General features: G+C 35.8%; 13 protein-coding genes. All 13 read left to right on the top strand.

Going from position 1 to position 12,657, the window contains the following annotated elements; translation table 11 throughout:
• The first annotated feature begins 39 nt into the window (after positions 1-39).
• Positions 40-1,377, top strand: a complete 1,338-nt coding sequence (locus tag FGK96_RS03940) for a DUF2130 domain-containing protein (RefSeq protein ID WP_138081606.1) — start codon at positions 40-42, stop codon at positions 1,375-1,377.
• Positions 1,378-1,510: 133 nt separating this feature from the next.
• Positions 1,511-2,389 (top strand): tRNA pseudouridine(55) synthase TruB, encoded by an 879-nt coding sequence (gene truB / locus FGK96_RS03945; protein WP_138081608.1) that lies wholly within the window; start codon positions 1,511-1,513, stop codon positions 2,387-2,389.
• Between the two features lie 32 nt (positions 2,390-2,421).
• Positions 2,422-3,336, top strand: a complete 915-nt coding sequence (locus FGK96_RS03950) for a bifunctional riboflavin kinase/FAD synthetase (RefSeq protein WP_138081610.1) — start codon at positions 2,422-2,424, stop codon at positions 3,334-3,336.
• 103 nt (positions 3,337-3,439) lie between these two features.
• Positions 3,440-3,844 (top strand): Spx/MgsR family RNA polymerase-binding regulatory protein, encoded by a 405-nt coding sequence (locus FGK96_RS03955; protein WP_003083419.1) that lies wholly within the window; start codon positions 3,440-3,442, stop codon positions 3,842-3,844.
• Between the two features lies 1 nt (position 3,845).
• On the top strand, positions 3,846-4,124 hold the full coding sequence (locus FGK96_RS03960) for a UPF0223 family protein (protein ID WP_138081612.1): 279 nt from the start codon (positions 3,846-3,848) through the stop codon (positions 4,122-4,124).
• Positions 4,114-4,875, top strand: a complete 762-nt coding sequence (locus tag FGK96_RS03965; RefSeq protein WP_138081614.1) for an inositol monophosphatase family protein — start codon at positions 4,114-4,116, stop codon at positions 4,873-4,875. The genes FGK96_RS03960 and FGK96_RS03965 overlap by 11 nt, the downstream gene beginning before the upstream one ends.
• Positions 4,876-5,050: 175 nt before the next feature.
• Complete coding sequence (locus tag FGK96_RS03970) at positions 5,051-5,917, top strand: phosphate ABC transporter substrate-binding protein PstS family protein (RefSeq protein WP_138081616.1); 867 nt, start codon at positions 5,051-5,053, stop codon at positions 5,915-5,917.
• Positions 5,918-5,927: 10 nt separating this feature from the next.
• Entirely contained in the window at positions 5,928-6,863 is a 936-nt protein-coding gene (pstC, locus tag FGK96_RS03975; protein ID WP_138081618.1) for a phosphate ABC transporter permease subunit PstC, read from the top strand.
• Positions 6,853-7,740 (top strand): phosphate ABC transporter permease PstA, encoded by an 888-nt coding sequence (pstA, locus tag FGK96_RS03980; RefSeq protein WP_138081620.1) that lies wholly within the window; start codon positions 6,853-6,855, stop codon positions 7,738-7,740. Before pstC ends, pstA begins: the two co-directional genes overlap by 11 nt.
• Before the next feature lie 15 nt (positions 7,741-7,755).
• On the top strand, positions 7,756-8,559 hold the full coding sequence (gene pstB / locus FGK96_RS03985) for a phosphate ABC transporter ATP-binding protein PstB (protein ID WP_138081622.1): 804 nt from the start codon (positions 7,756-7,758) through the stop codon (positions 8,557-8,559).
• An 11-nt stretch (positions 8,560-8,570) separates the two neighbouring features.
• Positions 8,571-9,329, top strand: a complete 759-nt coding sequence (gene pstB, locus FGK96_RS03990) for a phosphate ABC transporter ATP-binding protein PstB (RefSeq protein ID WP_138081624.1) — start codon at positions 8,571-8,573, stop codon at positions 9,327-9,329.
• A gap of 27 nt (positions 9,330-9,356) precedes the next feature.
• Complete coding sequence (phoU, locus tag FGK96_RS03995) at positions 9,357-10,010, top strand: phosphate signaling complex protein PhoU (protein ID WP_007893157.1); 654 nt, start codon at positions 9,357-9,359, stop codon at positions 10,008-10,010.
• A 74-nt stretch (positions 10,011-10,084) separates the two neighbouring features.
• Complete coding sequence (locus FGK96_RS04000; protein ID WP_138081626.1) at positions 10,085-12,634, top strand: M1 family metallopeptidase; 2,550 nt, start codon at positions 10,085-10,087, stop codon at positions 12,632-12,634.
• Positions 12,635-12,657 lie beyond the last annotated feature (23 nt).

Consider the following 12,657-nt stretch of genomic DNA (forward strand, 5'->3'; position numbering starts at 1 on the left):
TATAATAGGAACAATATAAGTTTAGGATGGAAAATGATTATGAATGAAATAAAATGTCCTCATTGCCAGACAGTGTTCACTATTAATGAGTCAGAATATAGTCAACTACTGGCACAAGTTCGTGGTGAAGAATTTGAAAAAGAGATCAAAGAACGACTCTACAAGGAGTTAGCATTACATGATCAAAAAGCCCAAAACACTTTACAAGAAGAATTAGGTCAAAAAGACTTGCTTATCCATCAACTTGAAAATCAATTGGAGCAACAACTAAAAGAAGAAAAATATAAACAAGAAAACGAATTAGCTAAAAAAGATCAGGAAATCTTGTCTCTTCAAGGCCAACTGGACAAGATTGCTTCACAAAATGCATTGGAACTTGCTAACACTTTGTCAGATAAGGATAAAGAACTGAACAATCTCAAAAATAAATTAGAAAAACTAGAGTTGGAGAATCAGACTAAGCTACAATCTGCCCTTAATAGTGTAGAAAAAGAGCGGGATCGTTTGAAAAATGAATTATTACTGCAAGAAAAAGAAAGTGCCTTATCCCTATCTTCTTTAAAGAGTGATTTCCAATCTCAATTAAAGGCTGCTAATGAACAAGTTGAATTTTATAAAAACTTTAAGGCGCAGCAATCAACAAAAGCAATTGGTGAAAGTTTAGAACTTTATGCTGAAACAGAATTCAATAAAGTTCGCAGCTATGCCTTCCCTAATGCGCACTTTGCTAAAGATAATGAACTTTCTAGTCGTGGCTCAAAAGGAGACTATATTTATCGTGAGCTGGACGCCAATGGGGTGGAAATCTTATCAATCATGTTCGAAATGAAGAATGAGGCTGATACGACTAAAACCAAACATAAAAACAGTGATTTTTTTAAAGAGCTTGACCGTGATCGTCGTGAGAAAAACTGTGAGTATGCTGTTTTAGTGACAATGCTTGAGGCAGACAATGATTACTACAATACTGGAATTGTTGATGTTAGTCATGAGTATGAAAAAATGTACGTGGTACGTCCACAATTTTTTGTGCAAATAATTGGCCTTTTGAGAAATGCTTCGATGAATGTACTGCGATATAAGCAAGAGCTCGCTTTGGTTAAAGAGCAGAATATTGATATTACACATTTCGAAGAAGATTTGAATATTTTTAAAACAGCTTTTGCTAAGAATTACAATTCAGCAAGTACTAATTTCAAAAAGGCTATTGACGAAATTGATAAATCGATTAAAAGGATGGAAGAGGTTAAGCGTTTCTTGACGACTAGTGAAAATCAGCTTCGTCTGGCTAATAATAAACTTGATGATGTTTCTATCAAGAAGCTTACTCGACATAATCCTACTATGGCTGACAAATTTAAGCAACTAAATAAATAGTAGGTGAAGATTTTGGAGAGCCGCTCCATTAAAGAATCTAAAACTCCGAGTTTGGAGTTTTTTCTCTTGGCAATTAAGTTTTAAAACGGTTATAATGATGTGAGTATAGGTCGTATATTAGAAAGATTGAGAAATGAACGGAATCATAAATGTCAAAAAAGAAGCGGGAATGACGTCACATGATGTTGTTTTTAGATTGAGGCGCATTCTTAGAGAAAAGAAAATTGGTCACGGTGGAACTCTAGATCCCGACGTTGTAGGTGTTTTACCAATTGCAGTCGGCAAAGCGACAAGGGTTTTAGAATTTATGACTGAGGCTGGTAAAGTTTATGAAGGACGAGTAACCTTAGGTTTTTCAACGGATACCGAAGATGCCTCAGGATCTATAGTTGAACAGACGCCAGTGACTAGACCACTAGAGGAGGATGTTGTTGATGGGGTAATGGCTTCTTTTCAGGGGGAAATCACTCAAATTCCACCGATGTATTCAGCTGTTAAAGTCAAGGGACGTAAATTATATGAGTATGCCCGTGCAGGTGAGGAAGTTGAACGGCCACAACGACAGGTTACCATCAGCGAATTCAAAAGAACTAGTCCATTAATTTATGAAAACAATCTATGTCACTTTGATTTTAAAGTCTCGTGTAGTAAAGGCACTTATGTCAGAACTTTAGCTGTCGATTTGGGGCAAAAACTGGGTTATGCGAGCCATATGTCTTACTTAGAGCGGACGGCTTCTGCGGGCTTAAAACTTGATAATGCCTTCACTCTATTAGATATTGAAAAAATGGTTGTTGAGACTGATTACTCTTTTTTGTTACCTATCGAATATGGAGTTACAGAATTAGCCAAACTAATGATTAGTGAACAAGAATCAAAAGAATTGTCTTTTGGACGACGGATTCAGTTGCCAAGTTCGGAAGATATTTTAGCTGTATTTCATCAAGAGCAGTTGATAGCCATCGTTGAAAAATGTAATGAGGGTTATAAACCGAGAAAAGTCTTTCTCTAAACTATAAAAAGAGAAGAAGTAGTGAGAAAAAAATGAATATTAAACACATTAAAATTGCAGAGGAAATTTTCGAACCCGAAGAGACTATCCTTGTTTTAGGTTATTTCGACGGTTTACATCGTGGTCATAAAGCACTTTTTGATAGAGCGCAAGCCATTGCCGCAAAAGAATCTCTTAAGGTTGTGACATTCACATTTACTGAGTCGCCAAAGTTAGCATTTGCACGTTTTGAGCCAGAGTTATTGTTACATATTGTTTATCCAGAAAAAAGATATGAGAAATTTGCTGAATATGGAGTGGACAATCTCTATCTTGTTGACTTTACTACCGCATTTTCAAAAATTACTTCTGATAATTTTATTAAAGAATATATTGGTCGGCTAAACGCAAAGCATATTATTGTAGGTTTTGATTATAAATTTGGTCATAACAGAACTAATTCTGATTATTTACAACGAAATTTTGAAGGGACAGTTCATACTATTGAAGAAATCTCTTATGAAGATCGAAAAATTTCTTCAACTTGGATAAGAGAGTTAATTAAAAAAGGTGATGTTGCCAAGGTTAATCAACTGCTAGGTTATGAATTCTCTACAAGAGGAATGGTTGTCCATGGCGATGCGCGTGGGCGCACATTGGGATTTCCAACAGCTAATTTAGCTCCCATTGATCGCACTTATTTGCCTGCTGATGGAGTATATGTGACAGATGTTATTGTCAATGGTCAGCGCTACAGATCAATGACAAGTATTGGTAAAAATATTACTTTTGGTGGTACAGAATTAAGGTTAGAGGCTAATATTTTTGATTTTAATAGGGAGATTTATGGGGAATCAATTGAGATCATCTGGCTAGAAAAGATACGAGAAATGACCAAATTTGAAGGTATTGAAGACTTAGTAGAGCAGTTAAAGCGGGATAAAAAAATAGCTTTAAATTGGCACTGAAATACTTTTGCGTTCTGAAAATCGATGAATTATCCTTAAAAAAGGATAGCCAATTTTATTAAATTTTTGTATAATAAAGTAAGTATATTGATAGAGGGAAAATATGGTTACCTTATTTTTATCACCTAGCTGTACCTCTTGCAGAAAAGCAAGAGCGTGGCTTATAAAACATGAAGTAAATTTTCAAGAACATAATATTATTACTAGTCCACTAAGTCGTGATGAGTTAATGGCTATTTTGGCTTTCACTGAAAATGGTACAGAAGATATCATTTCAACAAGGTCAAAGGTTTTCCAAAAACTTAATGTTGATGTTGATGAATTGTCGATTTCTGACTTGATTACGTTAATTGCTGAAAATCCAAGTTTATTGCGCCGTCCTATCATTATGGATACTAAAAGGATGCAAATTGGTTTTAATGAGGATGAGATACGAGCTTTTTTACCAAGGGATTATCGTAAACAGGAATTGCGTCAAGCAACGATTAAAGCTGAAACTGAGGGATAACATGTCAGATAATTATACTTATCCACTTGACATAAATTGGAGCACTGACGAAATTACATCAGTGCTTTCTTTTTTAAATCAGGTTGAAAAAGCTTATGAAGCGAAGGTAGAAGCTAGCCAACTCTTACAAAGCTATGCTACCTTTAAAAAAATTGTTCCTAGCAAATCGCAAGAAAAGCAGATTGATAGGGATTTTCAAAAAAATAGTGGCTATTCGACCTATCAGGTAGTTAAAAAGGCTAAAGAACTTGAGAAGGGGTATTTTTCACTTGGAAGATAAATATTCATTTGCCCAAAAATTAATTAAAGAAGCTGCAGACTTTATTAAGAAGAAGATGTCTGAAAGTCTAGCTATTCAAGTTAAAAGTAAACATGATGATTTAGTTACCAATGTTGACCAAGAAACACAGGACTTTCTTATCTCAAGCATATTAAATTCTTATCCAAATGATTATATTCTAGCTGAAGAGGATGAGGTTCGTCATCCAATTTCAGATGGTAATGTATGGGTAATTGATCCTATTGATGGGACAGTTAATTTTGTGGTTCAAAGAAACCATTTTGCTATCATGATCGCTTATTATGAAGATGGGAAAGGCCGTTTTGGCCTCATCTATGATGTTATGAATGACTTACTGCTTTCAGGTGGAGGGACTTTTGATGTCTATCTTAACGAGCAAAAAATAGAGCCTTATCGTCACAAACCATTGGATAGATCCTTAATCGGTTGTAACGCGGGCTTGTACCTAAACAATGATTATGGAGTAACTAACTTAATCAGTCATAGTCTAGGGGTCAGAATATATGGCGGAGCTGGTATTTCAATGCTAAAAGTCATGACACAAGAACTAATAGCTTATATCTCCTATATTCAACCTTGGGATTATGCGGCAGCCTTAATAATTGGTCAAAAGTTAGGATATAAAATCCAAACTTTTGAAGGGAGGACACCAGATTTTCAAACGAGACAAAAGTTGATGTTTTTTCCCGAGTCTGAATGGAAGCATTTTGAAAGTTATTTAGATATATAAGTTTTCAATGTGCTTTTTTTATCTTAAAATTTATATAAAATTTAGCCAAAAAAGCTGTAAAAAATATCATCCTTTTGGAGTTAAAGCTCTTTAAATGGTAACTTAGATATGTTACTATTATGTTTGAGTTTATTATTAAAAGCTCCTCTACTTTTTAATGAATAGGAAATTTAAAATGAGTATGAAGAAGAAGTTCTTTTTTGTAAGTGTGTTAGCATTAACCACAGTTTTTCTAACGGCATGTTCTAGTTGGATTCAAAAAGGAGAATCCATCACAGCAGTTGGATCTACTGCTTTGCAACCCTTAGTGGAGGCGACAGCAGATGAATTCGGAAAGCATCATTTAGGAAAGACCATTAATGTCCAAGGTGGCGGTTCTGGAACAGGACTTTCGCAAGTGCAATCAAAATCTGTTCAAATTGGTAACAGTGATCTCTTTGCTGAAGAAAAAGATGGTATTGATGCTAGTAAATTGATGGATCATCAAGTGGCTGTTGCTGGTTTAGCAGTGATTGTTAATCCGAAAATAAAAGTCTCAAATTTAACAACTGAACAACTTCGCCGCATTTTCTCAGGTGAATATACTAACTGGAAAGAAGTTGGTGGTCAGGATTTAAATATCTCAGTTATCAATCGTGCGGCAAGCTCGGGCTCTCGTGCCACTTTTGATGATGTTATTATGGGTGATGTCAATGCCAAGCAAAGTCAAGAGCAAGATTCAAACGGAATGGTGAAATCAATTGTTTCTCAAACACCAGGAGCAATTTCCTACCTGGCCTTCTCTTATGTTGATGATTCAGTGAAAGCTCTCAAATTAAATGGTTTTTCACCAACGGCTAAAAATGTAAAAACAAATGACTGGCCAATTTGGTCATATGAACATATGTATACTTACGGAAAACCTGATGGTCTAACACAAGAATTTTTAGATTATATGTTATCTGAAAGTGTTCAGCAAAAAATTGTAACACACATGGGTTATATTCCAATGACTGAAATGAAAGTTGTTAAGTCACACGATGGAAAAGTAACTAAAAAGTAACGAGGGAATTATGAATAATCAGGATTTAGCGAAAAAACTAGTCTCACCTTCTAAAAATTCACGTTTAGAAAAATTTGGTAGAATTCTTACCTTTCTTTGTTTGGGACTAATTGTATTTATAGTTGCAATGATATTAATTTTTGTTGCACAAAAAGGTCTATCTACCTTCTTTGTTGATAAGGTCAATATTTTTGATTTTCTATTTGGAAATAGATGGGAACCAAGTGTCAAAGGAAAGAACGGTATTCCAATTTTAGGTGCTTTACCGATGATTAGTGGTTCATTTTTGGTCACCATTCTATCTGCTTTAGTAGCTACACCCTTTGCTATCGGGGCTGCAGTGTTTATGACTGAAATCTCACCAAAATATGGGGCTAAATTATTGCAACCAGCGGTTGAATTACTAGTCGGTATTCCATCAGTTGTATATGGTTTTATTGGTTTACAAGTAATTGTACCTTTTATCAGGACAATTTTTGGCGGTACTGGGTTTGGTATTTTATCTGGTGTTTGTGTTTTGTTCGTCATGATTTTACCGACTGTAACTTTCATGACCGTTGATAGTTTGAAAGCTGTCCCTAGGCACTACCGCGAAGCAAGTATGGCAATGGGGGCTACAAGATGGCAAACTATTTGGCGTGTTGTTTTGAACGCCGCTCGGCCGGGGATTTTCACAGCTATTATATTTGGTATGGCTAGGGCATTTGGTGAGGCATTGGCTATTCAGATGGTTGTTGGTAATTCTGCTGTTATGCCAACGTCATTAACAACGCCAGCGGCTACTTTGACATCTGTATTAACAATGGGGATTGGTAATACTGTTATGGGAACAGTTCAAAACAATGTTCTTTGGTCCCTTGCATTGGTTTTATTACTAATGAGCTTAGCTTTTAACTCATTAGTAAAATTAATTACGAAAGAGAGAAAGAGAAACTATGAACGCTAAGAAAGTCGATAAATTAGCAACTGGTACCTTGTACACCATTGCTGGAATCATTGTAGCTATTCTAGCTTCATTAATTCTTTTCATTTTATTACGTGGACTACCACACATTAGTTGGCATTTTCTAACAGGAAATTCATCTTCATATGAAGCTGGTGGTGGTATTGGTATTCAGCTCTATAATTCATTTTTCCTCTTAATCATCACTTTGATTATCTCAATTCCATTATCAACAGGAGCAGGTATTTACCTTGCCGAGTATGCTAAGAAAGGTCCTCTTACAAATTTTATTCGGACGTGTATAGAAATACTTTCATCTTTACCATCAGTTGTCGTTGGTTTATTTGGTTATTTAATTTTTGTTGTCCAATTTCAATATGGCTTCTCAATCATTTCCGGAGCTTTAGCCTTAACGGTATTTAATCTTCCGCAGATGACTCGAAATGTTGAAGATAGCCTCTTACATGTTCACCATACCCAAAGAGAAGCAGGACTAGCATTAGGCCTATCACGTTGGGAGACTGTTTTTCATGTTGTTATTCCAGAAGCTTTACCAAGTATTGTAACAGGTATTGTCTTAGCTTCAGGTCGTATTTTTGGTGAAGCAGCTGCCTTGATTTATACAGCTGGACAATCTGCTCCAGCATTAGACTGGGGAAATTGGAATCCACTTAGTGTCACTAGCCCAATTTCAATTTTCCGTCAATCAGAAACTTTGGCAGTCCACATTTGGAAGGTTAACAGCGAAGGCACTATCCCAGATGGTACTTTGGTATCTGCCGGTAGTGCAGCAGTCTTATTGATCTTCATTTTAATTTTCAACTTATCTGCTCGTTTCATTGGTAAGAAGTTACACTCGAAAATGACTGCGGCAAAATAAGCTAGAGGAGAAAACATGACAGAATATAACTGGGAAGAACGCTATATTAAAACCTTTTCTGAAGCTAACCTTGCGTTATCAACAAAAGATTTACATGTTTATTATGGTAACAAGGAAGCGATCAAGGGTATTGATATGCAGTTTGAAAAGAATAAAATTACAGCTTTAATAGGTCCCTCTGGTTGTGGTAAATCAACCTATCTAAGAAGCTTAAACCGTATGAATGATACGATTGATGTGGCAAAAGTAACAGGTGAAATCATATATCAAGGTATTGATATCAATCGACCTGAAATGAATGTTTTTGAAGTTCGAAAGCATATTGGAATGGTCTTTCAACGCCCTAATCCTTTTGCAAAATCTATTTATCGTAATATTACTTTCGCCCATGAACGTGCAGGTATTAAAGATAAAAAAGTGCTAGATGAGATTGTAGAAACCTCTCTAAAGCAAGCCGCTTTATGGGATCAAGTTAAAGATGACTTGCATAAATCTGCCTTTACCCTTTCTGGTGGACAACAGCAACGTCTGTGTATTGCTCGCGCAATTTCGGTTAAACCTGACATTCTTTTGATGGATGAGCCTGCTTCGGCTTTAGATCCTATTGCAACAATGCAATTGGAAGAAACAATGTTTGACTTGAAGAAAAACTATACCATTATTATAGTAACGCACAACATGCAACAAGCGGCTCGTGCCAGTGATTATACAGCCTTCTTTTATTTGGGAGACTTGATTGAATACGATAAGACACGAAATATTTTTCAAAATGCCAAATGTCAATCAACCAATGATTATGTTTCAGGTCACTTTGGATAGAAAGGAACAGCATGTCAAACCCTATTTTAAAAATAAATGATCTTTCTGTTTACTATAACAAAAAGAAAACCCTGAAAAATGTCTCGCTTGATATCTATCCAAATGAAATCACCTCTTTTATTGGACCTTCAGGATCTGGTAAGTCAACTTTATTGCGCGCTATTAATCGGATGAGCGATTTAAATCCAGAAGTGACCGTTACTGGTTCAATTACCTACAATGGCCATAACATTTATAGTCCAAGAACAGATACGGTTGATTTACGTAAAGAAATTGGAATGGTTTTTCAGCAACCTAATCCCTTTCCGATGTCTATTTATGAAAATGTTGTCTTTGGTTTACGAATTAAGGGTGTGAAAGATAAACAAGTTTTAGATCAAGCTGTTGAGTTTTCATTGAAAGGTGCATTTATTTGGGAAGAAGTCAAAGACAGACTACATGACTCAGCTTTAGGTCTTTCTGGAGGTCAACAACAACGTGTTTGTGTTGCTCGTGTATTAGCGACGAGTCCTCAAATTATTTTGTTAGATGAACCAACCTCAGCCTTAGACCCTATTTCAGCGGGTAAAATTGAGGAGACACTTTTTGCCTTGAAAAAAGACTATACTATGGTTGTTGTTACGCGTTCAATGCAACAAGCTTCCCGCTTATCTGATCGGACTGGATTTTTCTTAGCAGGTGATTTGTTGGAATTTGGTAATACTAAGAAAATGTTTATGAATCCGGAACGTAAAGAGACAGAAGATTATATTTCTGGTAAATTTGGTTAATGTTACCGTAATTGATAAGGAGAAACAATGTTAAGAACGAAATTTGAAGAAGAATTAGATAAATTACATAATCAATTCTATTCAATGGGAACTGAAGTTTTAGCACAACTAAACAAGTCAGTTCGCGCTTTTGTTAGTCATGACCGTGATCTAGCAAAAGAAGTCATTGAAGCAGATGTTATTATTAATGAATTTGAAACAAAATTAGAAAAAAAATCGCTTGAAATTATTGCTTTGCAGCAACCTGTTTCTAATGATTTAAGGACTGTTATAACTGTTCTTAAGGCTTCTAGTGATATTGAACGAATTGGTGATCATGCCTCATCTATTTCGAAGGCAACCATTCGGATGAAGGGTGAAGAACGGATTCCTTTAGTTGAGGAACAGATTAATCTTATGGGTAAAGCCGTAAAACACATGGTTGAAGATGCCCTAAATGCTTACATTACTAGCGATGATGTCAAAGCGTACGAAATTGCTGCTCATGATGAAGTTATTGACAATTATTACCGTGAAATTCAAACTTTGGCAGTAGAAGAAATTAAGAAAACTCCTGATGCAGCATTTGCTGGGAAAGAATATTTCCAAGTCTTAATGTATCTTGAACGAATTGGTGATTATGCTCGTAATTTGTGCGAATGGATAGTCTACTTGAAGACTGGAAAGATTATTGAATTATAATAAAGTATGATATAATAGTGGTTAGAAAGTTTTTTTCTAATCACTATTTTTCTAATCATAAATAAAGGAGTTTTATGAAGACAGTAGAACATCTTATTGAGAAATTTGTTCCAGAAAATTATAATATCTTTCTAGATATTAATCGTGAAAACAAAACATTTACCGGGAATGTTGCCATTAACGGAGAAGCACTTGATCATAATGTTTCATTTCATCAAAAGGATTTAATGATTCATTCTGTTTTATTGGATAACGAAGCTGTTCATTTTCACAAAAATGATGAAAATGAAGCGCTTCATATAGAGCTACCTGTAACGGGCTTGATGACCTTAGTTATTGAATTTTCAGGGCATATTACTGATAATATGACTGGTATTTACCCATCTTATTACACAGTTGATGGCCAAGCAAAAGAGGTTATTTCAACCCAATTTGAAAGCCATTTTGCAAGGGAAGCTTTTCCATGTATTGATGAACCGGAAGCAAAGGCAACGTTTGACCTTAGTATTAAATTTGATCAAGCTGAAGGTGAAATAGTTCTGTCAAATATGCCAGAAATTAATGTGGAGCTAAGAAAAGAAACTGGTTTATGGACTTTTGATACTACGCCAAAGATGTCTTCATATCTCTTAGCTTTTGGCTTGGGAGAATTGCAGGGCATCACAGCAAGGACTAAAAATGGTACAGAGGTTGGGATTTTCTCAACAAAAGCACATCCTAGCAGCGCTTTAGAATTTTCATTAGATATAGCTGTGCGGGTTATTGACTTTTATGAAGATTATTTTGGTGTCAAATACCCTATCCCACAATCCTATAACTTAGCTTTACCTGATTTTTCTGCTGGGGCAATGGAAAATTGGGGCTTAATCACATATCGCGAAATTTATCTACTAGTTGATAAGAATTCCACAGCCTCAAGTCGACAACAAGTTGCATTAGTTGTCGCGCATGAGTTAGCACATCAATGGTTTGGTAACCTAGTCACGATGAAATGGTGGGATGACCTTTGGTTAAATGAAAGTTTTGCTAATATGATGGAATATGTATCCGTTGATGCTATTGAACCCTCATGGAAAATTTTTGAGGACTTCCAAACGGGAGGGGTTCCATTAGCCTTAAAACGTGATGCAACTGATGGTGTTCAATCAGTCCACGTAGCTGTCAATCATCCTGACGAAGTTAATACCTTGTTTGATCCAGCAATTGTTTATGCAAAAGGAAGTCGACTTATGCATATGTTGAGACGCTGGATTGGTGATGCTGATTTTGCTAAAGGATTAGCTCTCTATTTCGAAAAACATCAATATAGTAATACTGTCGGTCGTGATTTATGGAATGCATTAAGTGAAAGTTCAGGTAAAGATGTCGCAAGTTTTATGGATGCTTGGTTGGAACAACCTGGTTATCCAGTAGTAACTCTATCAGTTGAAGATGATCAGCTTCATATTCGCCAAGAACAATTCTTTATCGGCGAACATGACGAAAAAGACCGTCTTTGGCCTATTCCTCTGAATGCAACCTGGGAAGAGATACCAGATATTTTAACGGAAAAAGAACTTGTTATTCCAAATTTTAGTCAATTACAAGCAGACAATATAGTTCCGCTAAGGTTAAATACTGAGAATACGGCACACTATATTACTAACTATCAAGGGCCTATTTTTGAAGCGATACAAGATGACCTCAAACAACTTGATCAAACTAGCCTACTCCAAATTATCCAAGAGCGTCGTTTATTGGCAGAAAGTGGTCTAGTTTCGTATGCCGAGTTAGTAAGCTTGATTGCTAAACTAACCGAAGAAAAAACTTATATGGTAGCTTCCGCTATTGACCAAGTTCTCGTAGGACTAGATACTTTTGTAGATGAAGAATCAACTGCGCAGTTAGATTATAATAAATTGGTAACTACTATTTTTAAAGCTGATTATCGTGCGCATGGCTTTGAAAAAGTAACAGGTGAAACAGATGAAGCAGAAATGGTTCGTCAGATTACCCTAGGTCAGTTAATTGCTACAGGTAATGAAGATGCTGTTCAAGTAGCGAAAACAATATTTGAAGCACATGCTGAAGATTTAACTAAACTACCAGCTGCCACAAGACGTTTTGTTCTCCTCAATCAGATGAAGTATTTTGAAACAGAAGACCTGGTTAACTGCTATTTTGATACTTACATTTCTACGACAGATAACAATATTCGCGTTGATTTGGCTTATGCTATATCTAGAACTCATAGTCAAGCAACTCTTCGTCGGATTTTAGTTAGCCTTAAAGACAAGATGATTGTTAAACCGCAAGATTTAGCAATGTGGTACCGTTTCTTACTTTCTCAAGAGTTTACACAAGAAGCAACTTGGGAATGGGCACGTGAAGACTGGGAGTGGATTAAAGCAGCATTAGGTGGAGATATGAGTTTTGATAAGTTTGTTATTTATCCTGCTAATATTTTCAAAACGAAAAAACGTCTTGATGAGTATCAAGCCTTCTTTGAGCCTAAGTTAGACGATATGGCGATTAGTCGAAATATCAAAATGGGTATTAATGAGATTTCAGCTCGTCTTGCTCTCATCGAAACAGAAAAACTAGCTGTTTATCATGCTTTATCAGATGTTAGCCATAAAGATTAGTAGTTTGTGTTCTCTTTAAATGT

This window comes from Streptococcus porcinus (assembly GCF_901542335.1).
Taxonomy (GTDB): Bacteria; Bacillota; Bacilli; order Lactobacillales; family Streptococcaceae; genus Streptococcus; species Streptococcus porcinus_A.